Origin of the sequence: Anoxybacillus sp. (assembly GCF_036834105.1) — a bacterium.
Classification (GTDB): Bacteria; Bacillota; Bacilli; order Bacillales; family Anoxybacillaceae; genus Anoxybacillus.
Genome location: NZ_DAITON010000006.1, coordinates 3,212 through 28,753, shown reverse-complemented (window position 1 = coordinate 28,753; position 25,542 = coordinate 3,212). Strand labels below are relative to the sequence as shown.

22 protein-coding genes and 1 pseudogene are annotated in these 25,542 nt (G+C 39.9%); 16 read left to right on the top strand and 7 right to left on the bottom strand.

Going from position 1 to position 25,542, the window contains the following annotated elements; translation table 11 throughout:
* The first annotated feature begins 87 nt into the window (after positions 1-87).
* The 6 genes from parE (at position 88) to treR (ending at position 8,896) form a co-directional block, all read left to right on the top strand.
* Positions 88-2,061 carry a DNA topoisomerase IV subunit B gene (parE, locus tag V7Z64_RS01490; RefSeq protein WP_297988154.1) on the top strand — a complete coding sequence of 658 codons (1,974 nt, stop codon included), beginning with the start codon at positions 88-90 and terminating at the stop codon, positions 2,059-2,061.
* A gap of 4 nt (positions 2,062-2,065) precedes the next feature.
* Positions 2,066-4,462 (top strand): DNA topoisomerase IV subunit A, encoded by a 2,397-nt coding sequence (gene parC, locus V7Z64_RS01485; protein ID WP_297988156.1) that lies wholly within the window; start codon positions 2,066-2,068, stop codon positions 4,460-4,462.
* 69 nt (positions 4,463-4,531) lie between these two features.
* Positions 4,532-4,918 (top strand): PilZ domain-containing protein, encoded by a 387-nt coding sequence (locus V7Z64_RS01480; RefSeq protein WP_297988158.1) that lies wholly within the window; start codon positions 4,532-4,534, stop codon positions 4,916-4,918.
* A 158-nt stretch (positions 4,919-5,076) separates the two neighbouring features.
* On the top strand, positions 5,077-6,480 hold the full coding sequence (gene treP / locus V7Z64_RS01475; protein ID WP_297988160.1) for a PTS system trehalose-specific EIIBC component: 1,404 nt from the start codon (positions 5,077-5,079) through the stop codon (positions 6,478-6,480).
* Position 6,481: 1 nt separating this feature from the next.
* Positions 6,482-8,146 carry an alpha,alpha-phosphotrehalase gene (gene treC / locus V7Z64_RS01470; RefSeq protein WP_334109293.1) on the top strand — a complete coding sequence of 555 codons (1,665 nt, stop codon included), beginning with the start codon at positions 6,482-6,484 and terminating at the stop codon, positions 8,144-8,146.
* A 27-nt stretch (positions 8,147-8,173) separates the two neighbouring features.
* Entirely contained in the window at positions 8,174-8,896 is a 723-nt protein-coding gene (gene treR / locus V7Z64_RS01465; RefSeq protein WP_297988164.1) for a trehalose operon repressor, read from the top strand.
* Between the two features lie 27 nt (positions 8,897-8,923).
* Here the strand turns inward: treR and rpmG are convergent, their stop codons facing one another.
* Both rpmG and speE read right to left on the bottom strand, forming a co-directional pair.
* Positions 8,924-9,073, bottom strand: a complete 150-nt coding sequence (gene rpmG, locus V7Z64_RS01460) for a 50S ribosomal protein L33 (protein WP_003397205.1) — start codon at positions 9,071-9,073, stop codon at positions 8,924-8,926.
* Between the two features lie 103 nt (positions 9,074-9,176).
* Positions 9,177-10,025, bottom strand: a complete 849-nt coding sequence (gene speE, locus V7Z64_RS01455) for a polyamine aminopropyltransferase (protein WP_297988169.1) — start codon at positions 10,023-10,025, stop codon at positions 9,177-9,179.
* Positions 10,026-10,268: 243 nt separating this feature from the next.
* On the opposite strand from speE, the gene V7Z64_RS01450 reads away from it, so the two are divergent.
* From V7Z64_RS01450 to V7Z64_RS01415, 8 genes are all read left to right on the top strand, one after another.
* Positions 10,269-11,090 carry a formate/nitrite transporter family protein gene (locus tag V7Z64_RS01450; protein ID WP_003397203.1) on the top strand — a complete coding sequence of 274 codons (822 nt, stop codon included), beginning with the start codon at positions 10,269-10,271 and terminating at the stop codon, positions 11,088-11,090.
* 82 nt (positions 11,091-11,172) lie between these two features.
* Entirely contained in the window at positions 11,173-12,075 is a 903-nt protein-coding gene (purU, locus tag V7Z64_RS01445) for a formyltetrahydrofolate deformylase (protein WP_442884997.1), read from the top strand.
* Positions 12,076-12,236: 161 nt separating this feature from the next.
* The gene (locus V7Z64_RS01440) at positions 12,237-12,611 is read left to right on the top strand and encodes a helix-turn-helix transcriptional regulator (protein ID WP_003397201.1); all 375 of its coding nucleotides are present in this window, start codon (positions 12,237-12,239) and stop codon (positions 12,609-12,611) included.
* Between the two features lie 63 nt (positions 12,612-12,674).
* Positions 12,675-12,938: a metal-sensitive transcriptional regulator gene (locus tag V7Z64_RS01435; RefSeq protein ID WP_003397198.1), complete on the top strand. Its 264-nt coding sequence runs from the start codon at positions 12,675-12,677 to the stop codon at positions 12,936-12,938.
* A 44-nt stretch (positions 12,939-12,982) separates the two neighbouring features.
* Positions 12,983-13,954: an AAA family ATPase gene (locus tag V7Z64_RS01430; protein WP_080629217.1), complete on the top strand. Its 972-nt coding sequence runs from the start codon at positions 12,983-12,985 to the stop codon at positions 13,952-13,954.
* A gap of 10 nt (positions 13,955-13,964) precedes the next feature.
* A complete protein-coding gene (locus V7Z64_RS01425) occupies positions 13,965-15,869 on the top strand; it encodes a vWA domain-containing protein (RefSeq protein WP_219986221.1) in 1,905 nt (634 codons plus the stop codon).
* 310 nt (positions 15,870-16,179) lie between these two features.
* Positions 16,180-17,613 (top strand): alanine/glycine:cation symporter family protein, encoded by a 1,434-nt coding sequence (locus V7Z64_RS01420; protein WP_003397196.1) that lies wholly within the window; start codon positions 16,180-16,182, stop codon positions 17,611-17,613.
* Between the two features lie 161 nt (positions 17,614-17,774).
* Positions 17,775-17,969: a hypothetical protein gene (locus tag V7Z64_RS01415; protein WP_297988182.1), complete on the top strand. Its 195-nt coding sequence runs from the start codon at positions 17,775-17,777 to the stop codon at positions 17,967-17,969.
* Positions 17,970-18,279: 310 nt separating this feature from the next.
* On the opposite strand, the gene V7Z64_RS01410 is transcribed toward V7Z64_RS01415, so the two are convergent.
* Complete coding sequence (locus V7Z64_RS01410) at positions 18,280-18,528, bottom strand: DinB/UmuC family translesion DNA polymerase (RefSeq protein ID WP_442884996.1); 249 nt, start codon at positions 18,526-18,528, stop codon at positions 18,280-18,282.
* Between the two features lie 73 nt (positions 18,529-18,601).
* On the bottom strand, positions 18,602-19,768 hold the full coding sequence (gene chrA, locus V7Z64_RS01405; RefSeq protein WP_442884995.1) for a chromate efflux transporter: 1,167 nt from the start codon (positions 19,766-19,768) through the stop codon (positions 18,602-18,604).
* A 175-nt stretch (positions 19,769-19,943) separates the two neighbouring features.
* Between chrA and V7Z64_RS01400 the strand changes: the two genes are divergently transcribed.
* Entirely contained in the window at positions 19,944-22,028 is a 2,085-nt protein-coding gene (locus V7Z64_RS01400; RefSeq protein WP_297991900.1) for a DNA topoisomerase III, read from the top strand.
* Positions 22,029-22,051: 23 nt separating this feature from the next.
* On the opposite strand, the gene merA is transcribed toward V7Z64_RS01400, so the two are convergent.
* A complete protein-coding gene (gene merA / locus V7Z64_RS01395; RefSeq protein ID WP_297991902.1) occupies positions 22,052-23,665 on the bottom strand; it encodes a mercury(II) reductase in 1,614 nt (537 codons plus the stop codon).
* Positions 23,666-23,829: 164 nt separating this feature from the next.
* On the opposite strand from merA, the gene V7Z64_RS01390 reads away from it, so the two are divergent.
* Complete coding sequence (locus tag V7Z64_RS01390; RefSeq protein WP_297991904.1) at positions 23,830-24,204, top strand: VOC family protein; 375 nt, start codon at positions 23,830-23,832, stop codon at positions 24,202-24,204.
* 37 nt (positions 24,205-24,241) lie between these two features.
* On the opposite strand, the gene V7Z64_RS01385 is transcribed toward V7Z64_RS01390, so the two are convergent.
* Complete coding sequence (locus V7Z64_RS01385) at positions 24,242-25,117, bottom strand: GNAT family N-acetyltransferase (protein WP_297991908.1); 876 nt, start codon at positions 25,115-25,117, stop codon at positions 24,242-24,244.
* A 134-nt stretch (positions 25,118-25,251) separates the two neighbouring features.
* Positions 25,252-25,542, bottom strand: a pseudogene (locus V7Z64_RS01380) (SDR family oxidoreductase); the annotation flags it as partial.

The following is a 25,542-nucleotide window of genomic DNA, read 5'->3' as shown; positions in this document are numbered from 1 at the left end:
TGGGTTGGCATTGGACGTTTTACGAATGTATGTTAAAATAGAAAAAGTCGAAAAAACAGAAACAAATGTTCTTGTTGTGAAAGGGGAATGAGTGTGACGGATAAGCAGCTTCTTACATATAACGAAGACACGATTCAAGTATTAGAAGGGTTAGAAGCCGTTCGTAAGCGACCAGGCATGTATATTGGAAGCACAGATAGTCGCGGTTTACATCACCTTGTATATGAAATTGTCGATAATGCGGTTGACGAGGCGCTTGCCGGATATGGTAGACGCATTATTGTCACGATACATAATGATCAAAGTGTTAGCGTGCAAGATGAAGGACGTGGTATGCCTACCGGGATGCACAAGCTAGGAAAGCCTACTCCGGAAGTCATTTTAACTGTGCTACATGCAGGTGGGAAATTCGGACAAGGGGGGTATAAAACAAGCGGTGGCTTACATGGTGTTGGCGCGTCCGTCGTTAACGCTCTGTCCGAGTGGTTGGAGGTAACGATTCAACGCGATGGCTTTGTGTATTACCAACGATTTGAACACGGTGGAAAGCCGGTGACTACACTTGAGAAAATTGGCGTAACAAAACAGACAGGGACGAAAATTCAGTTTAAACCGGATCCGACGATTTTTAGTACGACGACGTTTCATTATGAAACGATTAGCGAGCGTTTACGTGAATCCGCATTTTTATTAAAAGGATTAAAAATCGAATTGTACGATGAGCGGACGGGTTCACATGATACGTTTTATTACGACAACGGAATTGAAGCGTTTGTCCAATATTTAAATGAAGAAAAAGACGTATTGCATCCTGTCGTGTTTTTTAGCGGTGAGCAAAGTGGTATTGAAGTAGAGTTTGCCTTTCAATTTCATGACGGGTATGCAGAGCAAATGCTTTCGTTTGTTAATCATGTGCGTACGAAAGATGGTGGGACGCATGAAATCGGGGCAAAAGCGGCGATGACTCGCGTTTTTAATGAATACGCACGCAAGGTAGGTTTATTGAAGGAACGAGATAAAAATTTAGAGGGTACAGACATTCGTGAAGGGCTATCTGCTATCATATCGGTTCGTATTCCAGAAGCCCTTTTGCAGTTTGAAGGACAAACGAAAGGGAAACTAGGAACACCTGAAGCTCGTTCGGCGGTTGAATCCGTTGTTAGCGAGAAATTGACGTACTTTTTAAATGAAAATTCGGATATTGCGACAATGTTAATTAAAAAAGCGATTCGTGCATTTCAAGCGCGTGAAGCAGCGAGAAAAGCGCGGGAAGAGGCGCGATCTGGAAAAAAGAGAAAAGGAAGAGAACATGTATTAAGCGGAAAACTCACACCTGCCCAAACACGAAACCCACAAAAAAATGAATTGTATTTAGTTGAGGGAGATTCAGCTGGCGGATCTGCTAAGCAAGGTCGTGATCGCCGTTTTCAAGCTGTATTGCCTCTCCGTGGAAAAGTCATTAACACAGAAAAAGCGAAATTAAGTGATATTTTTAAGAACGAAGAAATTAATACAATCATCCATGCGATTGGCGGTGGTGTCGGGGCAGATTTCTCGATTGATGATATTCATTATGACAAAGTGATCATCATGACCGACGCGGATACGGATGGAGCGCATATTCAAGTACTGTTGTTGACATTTTTTTATCGCTATATGCGACCGCTCATTGAAGCTGGTAAAGTGTTTATTGCACTTCCACCTCTTTATAAAGTAAGTAAAAAGGTTGGTAAAAAGGAAATTGTTGAATATGCATGGACAGATGAACAATTACAGCTTATTTTAAAGAAGATTGGAAAAGGCTACACTATTCAACGATATAAAGGGCTTGGCGAAATGAATGCCGATCAACTATGGGAGACGACGATGAATCCTGATACGCGTACACTTATTCGTGTACGTATTGATGACGCAGCACGTGCTGAACGCCGTGTAACGACGTTAATGGGGGATAAAGTAGAACCGAGAAGAAAATGGATTGAATCGAATGTGCAATTTGGATTAGAGGAAGAGGTAAATATTTTAGAAAATGATCATGTGATGACAGCTGAGGGGGAATAAGAACATGGAACGCATATTAGATTTGCCGTTTGAAGATGTGTTAGGCGACCGATTTGGTCGTTATAGCAAATATATTATTCAAGAACGTGCGCTTCCTGACGCACGCGATGGGTTAAAACCAGTACAACGCCGCATTTTATATGCGATGTATGTAGAAGGAAACACATCTGATAAGCCGTTTCGTAAATCCGCGAAAACAGTCGGAAACGTCATTGGTAACTTTCACCCGCATGGTGATTCTTCTGTATATGAAGCAATGGTGCGCATGAGCCAAGAATGGAAAGTAAGAAACGTATTAATTGAAATGCATGGAAATAACGGGAGCATTGATGGTGATCCACCTGCAGCGATGCGTTATACAGAAGCGAGATTATCGCCAATTGCATCCGAATTGCTGCGCGATATTGATAAAGAAACAGTAGAGTTTGTACCGAACTTTGATGATACGAGCAAGGAGCCTGTCGTGTTGCCAGCGATGTTTCCGAATTTGCTCGTCAACGGTTCAACAGGTATTTCAGCAGGTTATGCTACAGAAATTCCTCCGCATCATTTAGGAGAAGTGATTGATGCGGTGATGATGCGGATTGATCATCCGAATTGTTCTGTGGATGATTTAATGAACGTATTGAAAGGTCCGGATTTTCCAACAGGGGGAATCATTCAAGGAAAAGAAGGAATTAAAGCTGCTTATGAAACGGGAAAGGGAAAAATCATCATTCGTGGTAAAGCAGCAATCGAACAAGGAAAAGGTGGTAAACAAGCGATCGTTATTACAGAAATTCCTTATGAAGTGAACAAGGCGAATTTAGTTAAAAAAATTGACGAATTGCGTCTTGAAAAAAAGTTGGATGGAATCATTGACGTGCGTGACGAGACGGACCGAACAGGGTTACGTATCGTCATTGAGGTGAAAAAAGATGGGAATGCACAAGGAATTTTAAATTATTTATATAAAAATACAGATTTGCAAATTACGTACAACTTCAATATGGTTGCTATTTATGACCGTCGTCCTAAACTATTAAACTTAACGCAACTGTTAGATGCATACATCGAACATCAAAAAGAAGTTGTTACGAACCGTTCCCGTTATGAATTGAAGAAAGCGAAAGAACGCGCTCATATTGTCGAGGGGCTAATAAAAGCTGTATCGATTTTAGATGATGTGATCGCAACGATTCGCGCTTCCCAAGATAAAAAGGATGCAAAAATGAACTTAATCAATCGTTATGGGTTTACAGAACCACAGGCAGAAGCGATTGTTACATTGCAGCTATATCGTCTAACAAATACAGATATTGATGATTTACGCGAAGAAGCAAGTGCGTTACATCGTAAAATCGAGGAATTAACAGCTATTTTAGATAGTGAAAAAAAACTTCTCTCTGTTATTAAAGCCGACTTAAGAAAAATGAAAAAAATGTACGCAGATGAGCGAAGAACGACAATTGAGGAGGAAATAAAAGAAATTAAAATCGAAATGAACGTAGTTGTTCCAGAAGAAGATGTGATCGTCACTGTCACAAAAGATGGATATATTAAACGGACAAGTTTCCGATCTTATAGCGCTTCAAATGGGCAAGATGTGGGGATGAAAGAGGGCGACAGGTTGCTCGGAATGTTTGAGATGAACACTACGCATACGTTACTATTGTTTACGAATAAAGGAAATTACTTATATTGTCCTGTCTACGAACTCCCGGATATTCGTTGGAAAGATCTCGGACAGCATATTTCTCATATCATTCCACTTGATCGTGATGAACAGATCGTTAGCGCCATTCCAATTGAAGATTTTTCAAACGGATATTTATTATTTATTACAAAACAAGGATTTGTGAAAAAAACAAGCCTCGTTCACTATAAGGCACAGCGTTATTCTAAACCACTCGTAGCTGTGCGACTCAAAGAGGATGACGAAGTTGTGCGCGTGTATCGAACGGATGGATGTGGACATATATTCCTCGTCACACATTATGGGTATGGATTGCTATTCCAAGAAGAAGAAGTCGGAGAAGTTGGTGTCCGGGCAGCAGGGGTCAAAGGAATTCATCTAAAAGAAGGCGATTACGTCGTGTTTGGTCAACAGGCAACAGATGAAAATCTTGTTCTTGTGACAAAACGAGGGGCAATAAAAAAAATAGCGCGAACGGAAATTGAGCAATCCGCACGCGCAAAACGTGGGCAGCTGCTCGTTAAAGAAGTGAAGACGAATCCACATCGATTAGTAAGTTGTCATTTCCTCTCACACGGACATGTTGTTTTAAAAACGGAGAAAGGAATCATAGAAGAAGTCAATGTCGATGAACTTCGGTTAAGCGATCGGTATGGTAATGTGACGTACGTTCTCGATTGTGATGAAGTTGGTTATGTTACAGATACGTGGGCGAAATGGTCATAATTCCCTTGAATTCATTTGTCATTTCAACTATATTGAAGAAGGTACAGTTTTTCATATGGGGGATGCATGATGAGATTTAAACGTCAAGAACCTTTTCGATATCAATTTGGTCAACCAATTCCGTGCAAATTTCGCATTACGCGTATTGGGGAACGACAAGTAGAAACGGATAAAGGAGCGGCCGAAATTCACGATATTAGCCCACGTGGCATTCGAATGGAGACGAGCTTAAATTTACCGATCGACTCCGCAAAAGGTGAAATTGAGGTGGAGTTGCAGTTTACGATCGTTGATCAGCCGATGAACGTGCGTGGTGTCGTAATCTGGAAGAAAACGTATGTGAATGAATTTCAGTACGGTCTTTCGTTGGAGATTTCTAAGCAAGAAGAAATGCTGTTAATTGGCGAAATTAAAAGGCATGCAGCGATGTGTGCAAAGAGAAAAGAAAGCAAATGATAGAGGAAAGATGTCCGCATGGGCATCTTTTTTCTATGAAATTTTTTTGAAAGCGGTTGACTAACTTGTATATACAAGTTAGAATATAAACAAACAAACTTGTATATACAAGTCTTATAAAAATCAATGTAAACGCTTCAACTAAGGAGGAAGAAATGATGCGACAATCTGTTGAAAAAATTGTTCAAGCAGTCGGTGGAAAAGAAAACATTATTGCTGCCACACATTGTGTCACTCGTCTTCGTTTTGCGCTAAAAGACGAAGGAAAAGTAGATAAAGAGGCACTAGAAAACATTGATATCGTGAAAGGCTCGTTTTCCGTAAATGGTCAGTTCCAAGTTGTCATCGGCCAAGGATTAGTGGAAAAAGTGTACAATGAAATGATTGAAATGATCGGCATTGGTCGAGCGACGAAACAAGAGATTAAAGATGCTGCAGAAAGAAAGTTGAACCCGTTACAACGTGCCATTAAAACGTTAGCAGACATTTTCATTCCGATTTTACCTGCCATCGTGACAGCAGGTTTACTCATGGGGATTAACAACATTTTAACGGGACCAGGAATTTTTTATGACGAAAAATCAATTGTTGATGTCCATAAACAGTGGCGAGATTTTGCGGATATGATTAACTTAATTGCCAACACAGCGTTCGTCTTCTTACCGGGATTAATCGGTTGGTCAGCTGTCAAAAAATTTGGTGGAAGTGAATTGCTCGGAATTGTACTCGGACTGATGCTTGTTCATCCAGCTTTATTAAATGCTTGGGCGTATGCTTCAGCTGTTCAAGAAGGAACTGTGCCGTATTGGAATTTATTCGGTTTTGATATTCAAAAAATCGGTTATCAAGGTCAAGTGTTGCCTATTTTAATTTCATCATATGTATTGGCAAAGTTAGAAATATTTTTGAAAAAACGCATTCCTGAAGCATTCCAATTGTTGCTTGTTGCTCCCATCGCATTACTCGTGACCGGATTTATTTCTTTTATCGCAATTGGCCCTGTGACTTTTGGAATCGCAAATGCTTTGACGGATGGCCTTGTCGCTTTGTTTGATCGTTTTGCGGCATTAGGTGGGCTCGTATATGGAGGATTATATGCAGTTCTCGTTGTTACAGGAATGCACCATACGTTCTTAGCAGTAGACTTGCAACTCATCGGTAGCACGGGTGGAACATTTTTATGGCCGATGCTCGCACTATCGAACATTGCACAAGGTTCAGCAGCACTGGCTATGATGTTCGCAACAAAAGATGAAAAACTAAAAGGACTATCGTTTACATCTTCCGTATCTGCTTATTTAGGTATTACAGAGCCAGCGATGTTTGGTGTTAACTTGCGATTCCGTTATCCATTTATTTCTGCCCTTATTGGTTCTGCCATTGCGGGAATTTTTATTACGATGAATAAAGTGCAAGCATCTTCGATTGGTGTCGGGGGACTGCCTGGGTTTTTATCCATTTTCCCTGACAAATGGGCACCATTTTTCATTGGTATGGCGATCGTTCTTATCGTTCCATTTACGTTGACATACATCTTGGCAAAAACGAAAGGCGGTAAGTAATATGCATCCATGGTGGAAGACAGCTGTTGTATATCAAATTTATCCGAAAAGTTTTAAAGATACGAATGGCGACGGAATTGGCGATTTGCAAGGGGTAATTGAAAAGTTAGATTATTTGCAGACACTCGGGGTCGATGCCATTTGGCTCACCCCGATTTACGAATCGCCACAGCGTGACAACGGATATGACATAAGCGACTATTATCGGATTTATGCACCATACGGAACGATGGAAGATTTTGAGCAACTCATTGAAGAAGCACATAAACGAAATATAAAAGTTGTTATGGATATTGTCGTTAATCATACGTCAACTGATCACGAATGGTTCCAACAAGCGCGATCATCTAAAGACAATCCGTATCGTCATTTTTATATTTGGCGAGATGAGCCAAACAATTGGCAATCAAAATTCGGTGGATTTGCTTGGGAGTATGATGAACAAACAGGGCAATATTATTTGCATTTGTTCGATGTTACACAAGCAGATTTAAACTGGGAAAACGAAGAAGTACGTCAACGTGTATATGACATGATGCATTTTTGGCTAAAAAAAGGAGTAGATGGCTTTCGTTTGGACGTGATTAATTTAATTTCAAAAGATCAACGTTTTTTAGATGACGATGGGGCTATTCTGCCTGGGGACGGAAGAAAATACTATACAGATGGTTCTCGTATTCATGAATTTTTGCAAGAAATGAATCGAGAAGTATTTTCGAAGTACGATATAATGACGGTAGGAGAAATGTCGTCGACGACAATTGATCATTGTATTTTATATACAAATCCTGACCGTCATGAACTAAATATGACATTTCATTTTCATCATTTAAAAGTTGACTATCCAAATGGGGAGAAGTGGGCGGTTGCTGATTTCGACTTTTTACAACTAAAGAAGATCTTATCAGAGTGGCAAGTAGAAATGCATAAAGGTGGAGGATGGAACGCGTTATTTTGGTGCAATCATGACCAACCGCGCATCGTTTCCCGTTACGGTGACGACGAACGATACCATAAAGAATCCGCAAAAATGTTGGCAACAACAATTCATATGATGCAAGGGACGCCTTATATTTATCAAGGCGAAGAAATTGGAATGACTGATCCGAAATTTGAACGGATCGATGATTATCGCGATGTCGAATCGTTAAACATGTACCGAATATTAAAAGAACAAGGAAAAAGTGAACAAGATATATTGCATATTTTACAACGGAAATCTCGTGACAATTCCCGAACGCCGATGCAATGGAGCGATGAGAAGCACGCAGGCTTTACAACAGGAACACCGTGGATTTCCGTGGCGCGCAACTATCAACAAATTAATGTTCAAAGGGCGTTACAAGATCCGACATCGGTTTTTTATCATTATCAAAAGCTTATTCAATTACGTAAACAGTACGACATTATTACAACGGGCGATTATGAGCTCATTTTAGAAGACCATCCTTCGATTTTTGCATATATTCGCAACGGAAAAAATGAAAAGCTTGTTGTGATTAATAATTTTTACGGACGAGAAACGCTATTTGAATGGCCAAAACATATCGATATAAACGAATATACAAGTCAAGTTTTATTGTCAAACTATGAAGACTCACCAAGCGACTTCAAAAAAATCACGTTACGTCCGTATGAATCCATTGTTTATTACTTGAAAAAATAATGGTAAAATATTTTTCGGTGATAAACAATGAGTGAAAATAAGTATTTATCTATTTACAATGACTTGTTATCAAAAATTGAAAAAGGAATATTTAAACCGGGGACGAAAATTCCTTCTGAAAATCAGCTCGTTGAACAATACGAAACGTCGCGGGAAACGATTCGAAAAGCGCTTAATTTACTGTCGGAACATGGGTATATTCAGAAAATTAAAGGAAAAGGTTCCATTGTGTTGGACGTCAGAAAATTTGATTTCCCGATTTCTGGACTTATTAGTTTCAAGGAGTTAGCACAAAAGCTTGGAAAGCCATCACGAACAATTGTCGAGCAGCTTGAGATCATTAAACCTGATGAAGCGTTAAAAAAACATCTTCACGTTACAGCAAGGGAAGACATTTGGAAAGTGGTGCGCGTGCGGGAGATTGAAGGTGAACGTATTATTTTAGATAAAGACTTTTTTAATAAAAAGGTTGTTCCGTTTTTATCTAAAGATATATGTGAGCGTTCCATTTATGAATATCTTGAAAAGGAGTTGCAATTAAAAATTAGTTTTGCAAAAAAAGAATTTTTCGTTGAAGAGTGTACGGAAGAGGATCGTATGTACTTACATTTAAAACAATATACGCACGTTGTTGTCGTGCGAAATTACGTTTATTTAGACGATGCGAGTTTGTTTCAATATACGGAATCGCGCCATCGTCTCGACAAATTTCGTTTTGTTGATTTTGCAAGACGCGTTCACTTGTATTAAAAATAATCCGTGGCATAATGCCACGGATTATTTCGTTTCACGATGTAACGTATGGCGTTTTAAACGTGGACAATATTTTTTTAGTTCAAGTCGTTCAGGATTGTTTCGTTTATTTTTTGTTGTTATGTAATTTCGATCCCCAGTCTCAGTACATTGTAACACAACTTTCACGCGCATAGTTTTTTTCCCTCCTCTACAACATAAAATAGTAATCATTACGATTTGTATCATAATATAAAACCAATATCTTTGTCAACAATCGTAGCCGGAATCCCTCCGACTACGATTGTAGATGTTCTTTCATAAATTGTGGGAGACGAAAACATTGATTTAATACATCACTATTTGCGTATTTCGTTTGTTTTTCAAAGGCGTTAAGTCGCCCAAATGAAATCGGTTGTTTTGCTCCGAGAGTGAAACTCCATAGCCCACCTGGATATGTTGGGACGGTAGCTGTGTATACGTGTGCGTGTGGGAATAGACGACGAATGTTTGTATATGTTTGTTTCAATACGTCCATATGAAAAATTGGGGACTGACTTTGACAAACCATTATTCCGTCTTGTTTTAACGCTTCGTATACACTTTTATAAAAATTGTATTCAAATAATACTTGGGCTGGACCGATCGGATCGGACGAATCAATAATAATGACATCATACGTATTTATGTGATCTTTAACAAACTGTACCCCATCTTTATATATATATTGCACGCGCGGATCCGAAAGGTTTCCAGATACTTCAGGTAAATGTTTTTTACATGCTTGAACGACTAATTCATCAATTTCAACAAGATGTATTTCTTCTACCTCTTCATATTTCGCCACTTCACGAGCTGCACCGCAATCGCCCCCACCAATAATTAACACTTTTTTTGGCGACGGATGAAGAGAAAGAGGAACATGTGAAATCATTTCATTATAAATGTGACCATCAATAGAAGTTGTTTGTACAACACCATCAAGCACGAGCATTCTTCCGAAGTCGTACGAGTCCAAAATCATCACATGTTGAAATGGCGACCGTTCGGAGTAAATGACTTCTTTAATGCGATAACTAATTTTTAAATTTTCACGTTCATCTTCTGTTAACCATAATTGACCGTTTTCTTCTTTGATGTAGTTCATAGCTTCCTCCTCTAACCATGTATTTTGCATCCTTCTTATATTAATATATTTCTGCATCTATTTGCAAAGGATGAGAACAACATATACAAAAATTGCAATAGTCATTTGAAAAACAAACGCTTTCAAAAAAGAAAGTGTTGACATTTATTTTAACATTTACACAAATACATTGAAAAACATGAGTGATCGGAGTAGGATAAAGTGTGAAAAACATCACAAAACAGAAAGAGAAGTGGAGAGACAATGGAAGCTTTACAAGTATGTAAGGAGCTAGCATTAAAGAAGAGAACGATTTTACAAAATTCACCCGTCCAATATATGATTCGTGCTGCTCTCGCAAGTGTGTACATTGGTTTTGCTCTTATTCTTTGTTTGCGTGTCGGTCAATATTTTTATGAGACACATTCGCCCGCAACGTATATAGTAAGCGGAATTTTTTTCGGCATAGCGCTTGTGCTCATTATGTACGGTGGAGCAGAGCTATTTACAGGAAATACGATGTATTTTACTATTAGTACGCTTCAAAGAGAAACAACCGTTGGAGATACGGTTCGTAACTGGGTGGCGTGTTATAGCGGTAATTTACTTGGAGCTATTTTCTTCGCTTTTTTAATCGCACAGTCAGGTATTTTTCATGATATCCCGATGGATCATTTGTTATTTGCCATGGCGTTGAAAAAGATGCATGCGACAACAATACAATTATTTGTAAAGGGAATTTTGTGTAACTGGCTCGTTTGTTTGGCCATCTTCATTCCGATGCAAATGAAAGAAGACGTAGCAAAAATGTTTGCTATGATTTTAATTGTTTTCGTCTTTTTTGCGTCAGGATATGAGCACTCTATTGCGAATTTTGTTATTTTTTCACTCGCCTTAGCTGTACCACATCCGTCCGCCATTGATGTGGCGGGTGTTGTTCATAACATTGTCCCTGTGACAATTGGGAATATTGTCGGCGGTTCTTTATTCATGGGAGCTTTATATACGTATCTTTCTTCGACAGTAAAGCTCCCTGCACCTAAATGGAAAGGATCATTTGGATTGCGGAGAATATTGAATAAGTAAGAAAATAGTCGAGACATGTTCTCGACTATTTGTTATAATGAATGCTATTATTTATCATTTCTTTCGTTCAAAGGGGAGATTTGTGATGTATTTTCAGCAGAAACATGTTCGTGATTTTGTAGATAAGTATAAGCATCGTGCCCGTTTACTTATATCATGTCCCGACCAACCAGGAATTGTTGCAGCAGTTACAACGTTTTTACATGAACAAGGGGCTAACATAGTGGAGTCGAACCAATATTCAACAGATCCTGAAGGCGGCACGTTTTTTTTACGAATTGAGTTTGATGCGCCAAACATACGTGAAAGAAAAGAAGAGATAGAGAAGAAATTCGCAACGATTGCACAACGTTTTGCAATGGACTGGAAATTCAGCTTACATACGCATATAAAAAAGGTAGCTATATTTGTTTCAAAAGAAGAACATTGTTTATTAGAATTGCTATGGGAGTGGCAAGCAGGTGAACTACTTGCGGATTTCGCCCTTGTCATTAGTAACCATGAACAAATGAGAGAGACGGTTGAATCATTTGGTATTCCATACTATTACGTTCCTGTGACAAAAGAAACAAAACAAGAGGCAGAAGCGAAACAAATTGAGTTGTTAAAACAATATGATGTTGATGTCATTGTGCTCGCTCGTTATATGCAAATTTTATCACCGCGTTTCGTTTCCATGTTCCCAGCACGAATTATTAATATTCACCATTCATTTTTACCGGCATTTATTGGGGCGCGCCCGTATGAACAAGCTTATCGCCGTGGAGTGAAACTCATTGGTGCGACTTCTCATTATGTAACAGATGATTTAGACGAAGGGCCTATTATTGAACAAGATGTTGAACGGGTCGATCATAAGCATCATATAGAAGATTTAAAACGGGTAGGGCGTATTATCGAGAAAACGGTACTAGTTCGTGCGTTAAAGTGGCACTTAGAAGATCGTGTTATCATTCACGAAAATAAGACGATTGTCTTTAAATAAAGAAGAGGGGAAGCCTTCTTCTTTTTTTATAAAAATATTTGACATAATAAACTATGTTCTAAATAAAAATTGAATAAAAATAAAAATGTTCAATTATAATAAAAATAGGGAAGGATTTTTTCTTTATGTAAAGAATGTGTCATATGAAAGGAGGAGAGAAAATGAGCGAAAAAAGAAAACCGAGTGGATTTTTGTTAAAACAACGGGCTTTTTTAAAACTATATTTGATTACTTTAACGGAACAAGAGCGGTTGTATGGGCTTAAATTATTGGATGTGCTTCGTGAGGAATTTCAACCGTTTGGATATCGTCCAAATCATTCTGAAGTGTATAAAGCACTACACGACTTAATAGAAGATGGAATTTTAGAGCAAGTGAAAAAGAAAAAGGAAGGAATGAAATATCAGGAAGTTGTTTACTATCGCTTTACTGAAGAAGGATATAAAAAGGCCCAGTTATATAAACGACAACTAAAAACAGAACTAGATCGTTGTGAAGCATTGATTCGGAAAGCCATTAAAGATAATTTTAGTTGACAAAGGAAGTATGTTTCATTTAATATACTTACAAGGGTATAGAAAAAAGGAGATGGAATAACCATGACTTACGATAACCAAGTGAAAAATCGTTTAAAACGAATTGAAGGACAAGTTCGTGGAGTCCTTAAAATGATGGATGAGCAAAAAGACTGCAAAGAAGTTGTCGCGCAGTTATCTGCGATCCGTAGTGCTGTAGACCGTGCAATTGCTGTCGTAGTAAGCGCAAATTTAGAACGTTGCATTCGCAAAGACATTGAAACCGGTTCGTTAGAAAGTGAAAAGCTTATTCAAGAAGCGGTCGAGCTACTCGTTAAAAGTCGATAATGCCGAGTGGCTCTTTTTTTAATACACGTTTACATAATATAATTATGATTAACAATCTCTTTATTTGTACAAATCCGTTTATTTTTTGTACAATACGTACGTATGACAACAAAGAAAGGATTGACAAGATGATTTGCACACAATTTCCTTCATTCCCAAAAGCAATTGAGACAATTGTAGAAGAGAGAAGAGAGATGTTCAAACATGAAGGAAGTGGACAGAGCGCAGATGTTGAGTATACGCCAGCTCATATGTCCATTTTATATGATGCGATTATTGCTTTAGCGCTAGGAAAAAACATATTGTTAAAAGGGCCAACTGGTTCTGGAAAAACGAAGCTAGCTGAAACGTTGTCAGCTTTTTTTGGTCAACCGATGCATAGTATTAACTGTTCGGTTGATTTAGACGCTGAGGCTATGCTCGGATTTAAAACGATTCAACAAGCAAATGGACAAGCGACGATTGAATTTATCCCGGGTCCTGTCATTCAAGCGATGACGAAAGGTCATTTATTGTACATTGACGAAATTAACATGGCTAAGCCGGAAACGTTACCGATTTTAAACGGGGTGCTTGATTATCGAAAAACGATTACAAACCCATTTACCGCTGAAGTTGTGAAAGCTAAACCGACATTTGGTGTCATTGCAGCTATCAACGAGGGATACGTCGGAACCGTCCCGCTTAACGAAGCGTTAAAAAATCGTTTTGTCGTTATTGATGTTCCATATGTTCAAGGAGAAACGTTGAAGCGTGTCTTACAGCAACAAACGAAGTTAACAGACGAAGACTTAATAGACCGGTTCGTTACATTGTCGGCTGATTTAATTGTCCAAGTAAAACAAGGGTATGTGTCCGAAGAAGCAGCATCTATTCGCGCATTAATTGATGCTTGTGATTTAGCTGTGTACATTCCGCCATTGCGGGCGATCGAACGAGCGATCGTCGAAAAATTAGAAGACGATCGTGAAAAAGCTGCAGTACGCAATGTAGCTGAAACGCTGTTTGACGAATGAGGGTGTCTAAATGAACCGTTTTATTATGTTTAACGATAAAAAAGTGGATTCTTCTTTATTTATGGAACTATCGGATTTAGCGAAAACTTTAGCAAACGATGAACAAATTGAACTAGAATTTGGTTATCAGTCGTATCTTGATCGACAGCATAAGAAGGTTATTGTAAGTCATTTTTGGGACAACCGGCCGAAAGAACAGCACGTGTATGGATTGAAAAGCGATGTTTTTTTACGAACAATCGGAAATTTTCATCATACAAATGACGATGATATTATTTTTTTTCTTAAAGAAATAAAGACGTACTCCATCCCTAATTTTGCCAAACAACTGTTTGTGCTTCTTGAAGATATTCGACTGGAAGATATATGTCGGCGTGTGCGTAGTGGAACAAAAAAGGCATTTATAGTTCGAAAGGACGTGTATCGCCACTATTTTCAAACGCAATGGAATGTCAATAGCGTGAAAAGCATCCATACAGATGCGTTGTTCAACTATTTATATTTATTATTAACGGCAGAACATCCAGGGCAAGACGCCGTGCTTCCCGAGCATTTGCGATTGACGCTTCCGTTTATTGATCGTGAAATACGTTATGTATATGATGCGAAATCGACTGCCGATATTGTTCGTATTGTGCTTACTATTGTTGATGTGTTGAATGAATTGTTAGATGCCGATATGTTAAACACATATTTTCATCTTCCAGAGTACATTTACGTTGATCGACGAGAGAATAGGGAAGACATTCGGCGAAAAGATCCGTTAAAAAATGATGACGTACTTGATGTAAAATCCGACGACGAAGAGATTTTTGAAGAGGTGATGCATACGTGGCATCGCGAAACAAGCGATATGACAAACAGTTTCTTGCAGTTTGACCTAGAACAAGGTTCGCAGACAGATTTGCTTGGAGAAGGAGTTCGTCAAGGGGAAGCGGGGGATCAAGCACTCGGCATTGTACAAGGCTCATCACAAAAGACGACGCATAGCGATTATACACATTTAGAACAACAAACGGATCGTCAGGAGCTCAGTGGGCGTTCAGAGTATGAGTATGGAAAAGAAAATCGCTATGCTAAACCGATATTTATTTATCCTTCTTCACCGACAGTTGAACAAATGAGACAGTACGAGCGCGATCGTGAAGCAATTGGACCATATCAAAAAAAATTGACACGGACGATTGAGAAAGTGCTCGAACATAAAAAAATTCATCCACGCACGGATTTGCACGCAGGACGTTTAAACAAAAAGCTATTACGTTTTTTTATGGATGAACATCCACGTTTATTTTACAAAAAACACGAGATTTCTCCAATACTAGATGCTGTTTTCGTACTACTTGTTGACTGTTCAGCGTCAATGTATGACAAAATGGAAGAGACAAAGAAAGGAATTGTTTTGTTCCATGAATCGCTTAAAACGCTCCGTGTTCCACACAAAATCGTTGGTTTCTGGGAAGATACGAATGAGGCCACACAGCTCTATCAGCCGAATTATTTTCAAACGGTTATTGATTTTAATGTTTCTTTAAAAAAGGGACGTGGGGCGGAAATTATGCAATTAGAGCCGAAGGAAGATAATCGTGACGGCTTGGCCATTCGCTTAATGACGCAAGAGTTGCAAAAAAGAGTTGAAAAACAAAAGTTTTTACTTGTTTTTTCTGATGGGGAACCAGCTGCTTTCGGATATGATCAAAATGGAATTGTTGATACACACGAAGCAGTTATGGAGGCAAAAAGATTAGGAATCGAAGTAGTAAATGTGTTTTTGGCGAATGGGATGATTACCGAAAGTCAACAAAAAACGATTGAAAATATATACGGACATTATAGTGTTCTTGTCCCAAACGTCGAATATTTGCCGACGTTCTTAGCTCCATTACTGAGAAAATTATTGTTATACAAATTATAAAGCACCCGTGAAGACCCGGGTGCTTTATAATTTATGTTAATCACAAAAAAAATTTTGTTAACAATGAAATTTTTTATGAAAAGATTTTATGGAGGAATAGTATATAAATAATAAGTAAAAACGTAATCCTATTTGTTTTAAAATAGTATATTAAGATAATTCATTTTCAATTTTGTTCCTTTAACGCTGTAAATTGTATACGTTTTTCTATTTTTTACTATTGACGCATAATTTTAATTTTCAGATAATACTATTGCAAGATTAATAATCTTACTAATTATCTTAATTATTTATTTTAAGGAGGAAGTGTATGGAGCTCATTAATCAAGTAGTTGGATTTTTAAACAACATTCTTTGGTCTTATGTTATTATTGGTTTGTTACTCGGTCTCGGTTTATATTTCACAATCGGGACGAAATTTGCACAAATTCGTTTGATCGGAGAAATGTTCCGAGTCTTAAAAGAAAAATCTCCAGAAGGAGCAGGGAAAAAAGAAATTTCCTCCCTCCAGGCATTTTTCATTGGAGCGGCTACTCGAATTGGAACAGGAAACGTTGCCGGTGTTGCAATGGCGTTAGCGATCGGAGGTCCAGGAGCGGTATTCTGGATGTGGCTTGTTGCAATTTTAGGTGGTGCAAGCGCGTTTGTTGAGAGTACATTAGCACAAATTTTTAAAGTAAAAAGCGATGTTGGTTTTAAAGGTGGCCCAGGATACTACATGGAGAAGCAATTGGGTGCACGTTGGATGAGTACAATTTTCGCTTTCACAATCATCGCAAGCTTCGGATTAACATTTAACGCCGTACAAAGCAATACCATTGCAACAGCGTTCAAAAATTCATTCAGTTTGAACCCTTATGTAACCGCTTTCTTACTAGCGGCGCTAACAGCGGTGATCATTTTTGGTGGTGTTACACGAATTGCCCGTTTCTCTGAAGTTATCGTTCCGATCATGGCGTTTTTCTATATCGGATTAGCATTGTATGTCATGGTTACGAACATTACTGAAATTCCAGCGGTCATTGCTTTAATTTTCAAAAGTGCTTTTGGTTTAGAGCAAGTTGTAGGTGGCGGTATGGGTGCCGCGATCATGATGGGAGTAAAACGCGGATTATTCTCAAATGAAGCGGGTATGGGTAGTGCACCAAACGCAGCGGCAACAGCAACTGTTTCTCACCCAGCAAAACAAGGGTTTATTCAAGCGTTAGGAGTATTTTTCGATACGTTACTTGTATGTAGCGCAACAGCATTTATCATTTTGTTATCGGATACGTATAAAACTGGGGAGCTTGTTGGAATTGAATTAACACAAGCAGCTCTCTCCGAGCACTTTGGCTCTTGGGCAGGTATTTTCCTATCAGCAGCTATCTTTATGTTTGCGTTCAGTTCTATCATCGGAAGTTATTATTACGGTGAAGCAAATATTGAATTCATTAGCAAAGGAAAAACTGCATTATTCGTTTATCGCGTATTAGCCATTGGAATGGTTGTTTTCGGAGCACTTGCTAGCTTGCAGATCGTTTGGGATTTAGCTGACTTAGCAATGGCGCTTATGGCGTTAACTAACTTAGTGGCAATTGGTTTACTTGGTCGGATCGCATTTAAAGCACTTGATGACTACATGGCAAAACGTAAGCGTGGGGAAGACCCTGTGTTTTATGCAGACGACATTGAAGGGTTAAAAGGTGTTGAATGCTGGCCGACTCGTCAAGTGGAACAGTCGCAAAAAGCAGTTGGAAAATGATTGTATAAACAAGCCTGGGGTGTTGCCTCGGGCTTGTTTTATTTACAAAAATCATGAAAAAAGTTTACAATGTTGTAACAGGTTCGATATTCATTATAATACAGATTTACATTATAATAATAAGTGAAATGGATATAAGGAATTATGGAAGGAGGTTCTATATGAAACAGTATATTTTTACTTTTAGCACACATCACCAACAACCGATTGTTTGGGAAGAAGCAATTATTGCTAACGGAATGATGGATGCATGTATAAAAGCAAAGAAGCTATGTCGTCAATATGAGCACGAAAAACAAATTCCAATCCGCGTTCAATACAAAGGTGTCCGCTATTATAGCGAAGATATTGCCTAGTTGCTATGAATGAAGTGAGAAAGGACGGATTGTGTGGTGTATAGCATATTATAAAACGCAGCTGTTGATCCGTTATAAAATACAAGCAGCTGCGTTTTATATTTTTTCTGTCTCAAAATAAAAAGTTTACTTATATATTGAGATTAAAATTATTTTACTTCCTATAATTTATGTTATGTAAACTAATAATTGAACAGAAAAAGGCAGTCTTTATGTATGCTGCCCCTTTCCTGATTGTGCCTATGTTTTCTCATTTAACTGCAACACCTCGCTGAATGACGGGCGTACCAAATTTTTTGAAGTTGCTCGATCATTTTTTCGCCTCTTCTTCATATTCTTCATAATGGAACAAATCGAGTTGTTTGACGGCTTCTTTACGATCGAAGACGTCTAGTACGGTAATGCCAAGTAACCGGGTAGGCTCACGGTTCCAATGTTTTTTCAATAAATATGCTGCATATCGAAAAATATCCTCCGCTTCTTGGAACGGATTGTCCCACGTTTTGCTGCGGGTGATCGTTTGGAAATTATGATAGCGAATCGTCAGTTGAATAGTCATCGATACGATTTGCTGCTAGTACAATCCCCCTTCGCTCTTTTGGATCACCTGCCGTCCCATTTCGATTCCCCTTCTACATAAATGTCCCAATGATAATAGAAAAGATAACGACAGTTAAAGGCGGACATTGCCAAATTACCAATAAACAAAATGCCGCTAGTGCAAGACAAAAATCAGCCGGTGTCTGGATTGCTTTTGTCCATATCGGATGATAAAGCGCTGCAAGCAAAATGCCTACCACCGCTGCGTGAATACCGTGAAACGCTGCTTGAAACCGCGTATGTTGACGAATCCATTCGAAAAACGGAAGCGAGCCGATGACTAATAAGAAAGCTGGGAGAAAAATAGCAATCGTTGCGACAATCGCCCCTTTCCATCCGAAACTCACCATCCCTAAATACGTAGCAAACGTAAACAATGGTCCAGGTACTGCTTGCGCCATTCCATATCCCGCTATAAATTGTTCGATTGTTGTCCACCCTTTTGCCACTACTTCCGTCTGCAACAAAGGAAGTACTACATGCCCTCCGCCAAAAACTAGCGCCCCAGCGCGATAAAAACTGTCAAAAAGTGTGATAAGCGGAGAATTCATCAATCGAACGACAATTGGAAGTAGAACGAGTAATATAAAAAATATAAGCAAAAAGCCCGTTGTTTTCCGTCGAAAAGTCGGCACAGAAAGAACATTTGCTTGTGAATGATGGCGATATAAAAAACTTCCTACTATTCCAGCAACAACAATGATAGCAACTTGCCCCCCGGTTTTCGGAAGTAAAAGAGACAAAATAGTTGAAGCAACAACAATTGTCGCACGTGAACGATCGGAAGCAAATATTTTCATCATTCCCCATACGGCATGGGCAACCACAGCTACAGCTACTATGAGTAGCCCGTGCAGCCAATTGAGAGGAACCTCTGCTGAGAAATAAGCGAACAACAAAAGAATAAGTGCTGATGGAAAGGTAAATCCTAACCATGACACAATCGCTCCGAGCAACCCTGCTCGCAAAAATCCAATGCCAATCCCGACTTGACTGCTTGCTGGTCCAGGGAGTAGCTGACACAACGTAACTAGATCGGCATACGTTTTCTCATCAATCCACTGTTTTCGTTTCACATATTCTTCGCGGAAATACCCTAAGTGAGCAACTGGTCCTCCAAACGAAATAAACCCTAACCGAGCTGCTGTTTTCCATACTTCCCAAAGTTTTTGCATGTATTTTATGCGGTTTGAATGCAAATGCCTGCCCCTCCCGTTTGTATAAGTTTCGCAATTGAACATCATGAAAATTTAGTTGTTGGCAATCTTATCTCATTTTACCGCAATCCTTTTTTCGTTTGAAGTGTCAAGTATGCAAATCCCCTCCCTTTCCGCTATACTGAACAAGTAGTCTAGCACTTAGGAGGAAAATAGGATGAAATCACTTGTTCTTGCTGAAAAGCCGAGCGTGGCGCGGGAAATTGCTCGCGTACTTGGCTGTCGGGAACAACATAAACATTATTTTGAGGGGCCGAAATATGTCGTCACATGGGCGCTCGGGCATTTAATTGAATTGAAAATGCCGGAACATTATAATCCCGCCTATAAAACGTGGCGGCTGGAAGATTTACCGATTATCCCGGAAAACATTGGACTGAACGTCATTCGCCAAACGAGTCATCAGTTTCGGGCGATCGAAACATTAGCAAAACGTCCGGATATGAAAAACTGCATCATTGCCACCGATGCCGGACGGGAAGGCGAACTTGTTGCACGATGGATTTTGCAAAAAATCCGTTGGAAAAAGCCGCTCCTTCGCCTTTGGATCTCGTCCCAAACTGATCAAGCCATTCGGGATGGATTTCAACATTTAAAACCAGGAAAACAGTTTGAGCGTTTATACGAATCGGCTGTTTGTCGCGCAGAAGCTGATTGGCTTATTGGGTTAAACGTGACGAGAGCGTTAACGACTAAATACAATGAACCTCTTTCTGCAGGTCGCGTTCAAACACCGACGCTTGCGATGATCATCGAACGTGAAAAAGAAATACAGTCATTTCAACCGGTGCTGTACTGGACGATTCATGCTAACATCGGCTCTGTTGTTGCAACTTTAGAGCATAATGAGGAAAAGCGAATATTTTCGAAAGAACTAGCGGAGCAGCTATATGAAAAGCTAAAAAACAAGCAAGCGACGGTTATTTCTGTCGCGCGAAAAGTAAAAAAAGAAGCCCAGCCGCTTCCTTACGATTTGACCGAATTGCAACGGGACGCAAATAAACGATTTAGCTTTTCGGCGAAGAAAACGTTAAGCGTGTTGCAGCGGCTATATGAACATCACAAACTCGTCACCTATCCGCGCACCGATTCACGCTATCTAACAACCGATATGGAAAACACGATGCTTGAGCGTCTAGAGGCAATGAAATCTGGATATGTGGACGAAGTTATCCCGTCGTTAAAGAATAAGGGAAAAGTGATGGCTCGACGAGTTTTTGATAACGAAAAAGTAACAGATCATCATGCGATTATTCCGACAGAAGAACGGCTTGACATCAGCAAGCTCTCTGCTGATGAACGAAAACTATATGACTTGATCGCTCATCGCTTTTTGGCTCTTTTTTATCCAGCTTGCGAATACGAAACGATTCATGTTGTTTTTTCTATTGATGGAGAATCGTTTGTCGCGCGGGAAACAAGAATCGTGAATGCTGGATTTCGCCGCATCTTAGAAAAGCAAGAGGAGCAACCGCCCTTCCCTACGTTTACGAAAGGGCAAATGGTTTCTGTTATGTTGGAGAAGAAAGAAGCGCTAACAGCCCCCCCTCTTCGTTATTCTGAAGCAGATCTTCTGTCACAAATGGAAAAGTACGGACTAGGTACGCCAGCGACACGTGCGGAAATTATTGAACGCCTCGTTGAAACAGAAACGGTCGAGCGGAAAAATGGGCGGTTTTATCCAACGTCGAAAGGAAAACAGTTAATTGAACTTGTAAATGAGGAATTAAAATCACCACAGTTAACGGCAAGGTGGGAAAAACAACTAGAAGCCATTGCTCGCGGAAATGGGGATCCGAAAGCTTTCCTCCGAAGCATCCGTAAGCAAACGGAGCGTCTAGTCGCAGAAATAAAACAGAGCGATCGAACGTACCGCCCCCATAATTTAACTGGCTTGATGTGTCCAGAATGTGGCTCGTTTTTAAAAGAACGAGTGACAAAAGAAGGTCGCATGCTTGTATGCTCGAATATGACATGCCGATTCCGAAAACGAAAAGATCCAAAGCTTTCGAATCGACGGTGTCCGCAATGTAAAAAGCGAATGGAAATTCATGAAGGAAGAGCAGGTGTCTACTTCCAATGTCGTCCTTGCAATGTCATTGAAAAAGCGGAGGAGCAGAAAAAAACAAAACTTGGGCAAAAAGAACGGGCACTACTGAGAAAATATAGTGCCGAGAATGATTCGTTTGGTACAAGCTTAGGAGATTTGTTAAAACAAGCGTTAGATAAGAAAAAAAACTAGAGCCGCTTCTGCATGGAAGTGGCTCATCCTGCGCAACAAGATAGTTTTTCGACATCTTGGTCGAACGTTAACGCAGCGAGTTTTAGTCCCTCGGACATCGTTAAGTACGGCGCGAGTGTTTCACGAAGGTCGTCTATCGATAAGCCGAGTTTGACCGCGAGTGTCGCTGCATAAATGACTTCCCCCGCATGTTCTGCTACAATGTGGACTCCTAGGAATTTCCCTGTTTTTGCATCTGCGACTAGTTTAAAGACACCGATCGTTTCGTGATTGACAATTGCTCTCGGGACAGCTTCTAACGGCAAAACAGATGTTTTTACTTCGTATCCTTTTTCTTTTGCTTGCTGTTCCGTTAGTCCAACTGTTGCGACTGCCGGAGAGCTAAACGTAATCGCTGGGATGGTGTCAAGCTGAGCTTTTTTATTTTGGGCACCAACGGCGTTTGCTGCGGCAATCGTTCCTTCGTATGCGGCGACATAGACAAATTGTGGACCAAGTGTGACATCGCCTGCCGCATAAATGCACGGATTTGTCGTTTGTAAATAGTCATTAACAATAATTTCGCCACGCGAACCCGTTTTCACCCCAGCCGCTTCTAAACGCAACGCTGACGTGTTCGGTGTTCTCCCAGTAGCAATGAGCAATTCGTCCGCTTCGATCACCTGTTTTTTTTCATCGACTTCTATATATATTTTTTTGACGTTTCCGTCTTGCTCAACACGCTCAAAGGACACTCCGGTGAGGAGGCGGATGCCTTGAGTCGTGAGCGCTTTTGTCATCGCTTCTGAAACTTCTGGCTCATATGTTTTTAATAGTCGTTGGCTCCGTTGCATCAATGTGACTTCAGAACCAAGATGATGAAACAGTTGGCCGAGTTCGATACCAATATAACCAGAACCGATGACCGCTAATCGTTTCGGTACTTCTTTTCGTTCAAGTAGCGTCGTGCTTGTGACGTAATCAACATCTGCAAGCCCAGGAATATTAGGAACTGCCGGAGAAGCACCTGTGGCAATAAGGAAGCGGTTCGCTGATAATTTTTTTTCATTAACTTCTACTGTCGTTTCGTCTAAGAATACCGCTTCTCCTTGTATGAGCGTAAATCCATATTCGTTGATGAGATTTACATATTTCGCTTGGCGTAGATCGCGCACTAATTCATTTTTTTGCTCGATTAGTGCAGATAAATCAACCGTTTCTGCAGACGTATGTAGCCCAAGAAACGGATGATTTTTTGCTAAGTAGTTTATTTCTCCTGCCCGGAGCAACGTTTTTGAAGGTAATGCTTTTTCATCTGGACACCGCTTTTGTAAGTCCTGTAGCGCACATACGACTCGCTGTAAGTCCTTGATTTGCTTTTGCACTTCTTCCACTTTTTTTGATACAAATTCATACATATGCGCACATCGTTCCTTATCTTGATCGACAATGCCGAGCAACCGGTGAATTTCCGTTAGAGAAAATCCGAGTCGTTGCAGACGTTTAATGAATTGGATACGCTTTGTATCGGCATCGGAATATAAACGATACCCTGCTTCTGTTCGCGTAGGGAGTGGGAGTAGCTGCCGCTTTTCATAATAGCGAATCGTTTCCTTATTCACGCCACACCGTTTGGCTAGCTCACTAATCCGATACATTGAATGACCTCACCTCCAATTTAAGTATAAACTTTGTACTAAGGTACATAGTCAAGTTAGTAAAAAATTCTACTATTGACAATGAATTGTGAATTGGCGATAATTAAATACAAGAACATATATTCGTTTTTTGGTGTTCTACAATTATAAGGGAGCGTGTATTTATGGAACAAAAAATTATGACGTGCCTCATGTTTTCTGGGCAGGCAGAAGAAGCGATTCGTTTGTATATGTCCGTTTTTTCTCCGGCAGAAATCGAACAAATCGTGCATCAAGAAAACGGAATGGTGCTTCATGCCACGTTTCTATTAAAAGGGCAACGGTTGATGGCGATTGATAATCACGTCGAACATCACGAGTTTACGCCTGCCATGTCGCTTTTTGTCTTGTGTGATACGGAAGAAGAAATTGACCGTGCTTTTGAACAACTATCCCAATTCGGAAAAGTGCTTATGCCGCTAGGTGTCTATCCATTTAGCAAGAAATTCGCTTGGGTGGAAGATCGATATGGCGTGTCGTGGCAACTTTCGCTTGGCTAGAGGAAAAAAGCTGTTGGGTTTGTTCCAACAGCTTTTGTTATCTCATTCGCTTCTGCATCCACACTTGTTTGACGGTTGTTTGAAAGCCGATTTCTTTTAAAAGTGAGTAGGTGGGCGACGAATATGTAATCGGTACGTTTGCTGCTACTTTCACGACCTCGTCTGGACAATTACTAAACATTTTTGTAAGCAAAAGCCGAAGGATATGTTCTTTGTCGTTTCTTTCGGGGTGAGCTTCGCATTGAAATAAAATCGTTTTTTCATGCTTGTCCGCTACAGCAAACACGCGGCGATAATATGCATAACCGACGTCGTCACCTTGATCGTCTTTTGCAAGAAGCGCCTCACCATCTTTTGCGCTTTGCCATTGCGTTTGCCACGGATGTTGCCCTTTATAAAACGAAAGATGGCTTACTTGTTGTGGAATAGTAATTTCCACTTGAAATGGTTCGGCGTCTAGTAAACGTGGCACCGCTTTTTGAAATTGCAAATATTCGAGTTCATCTACGATTTCGTAGCCGAACTTTTTATACAGTCCAATAGCTCGCTCATTTTCGCTAATCACTTCCAATGTCGCAAGCTCGACGCCTGCTTCTTGATATATATCCATTGTTGCTTCCATTAGTGTCGTCCCAACTCCTGTTTTTCGAGACGCAGGCACGACCCCTGTGCCGCCGTTCCAAGCGATTAAAGTCCCTTGAGATTCACGAATACCGTTTAGCACGATTCCAACTGGCTCGTCATGATGGAAAGCAATGATGGATAACGAAGGAGAAAGCCCTTCCCCGACTAATCGCTGCAAAAAGCTTTCTATCGTCAGTTGAATCGGAACATAATACCCCTCAAAGCCAGCGTTCCAAGCACGTACTGCTTCTTCTAACGTACATTCTGATAGTCGTTTTATTTGTAACATATTCCCTCCGTCATGCCGTAATGTTTTCTTTAGACATCGCTTTTTTCTGTTACTTGTTATACATGTTAACTAAAAATTCCTCCGAAAACAAATAACACACCGACAATACTGCACATGCACAGGTGGTTAAATTTCTAATGAATTGTCAGCTGCTTCGTTGAGTTGTGTCGATGCTTCCGATAATAACGCGCCATCACCGGAATGACATCGCGAAAGTCGGGGCAAGTAATACCTATCTTCGCTAAAGCGTTGCGTGCATTTGTTGCGTCGTATACCGACGTACATTCGAAATATTCAAGCGCTTCTTTTTCTACGCGCAACCATTTACGAATGAAAGAAAACGACATCGCCCATTTGGCAAGACGAAGCGGCAGTGTTCCTTTCGGTTCTTTCCCAAGATATTCTGTCATCATCATCCGATAAAT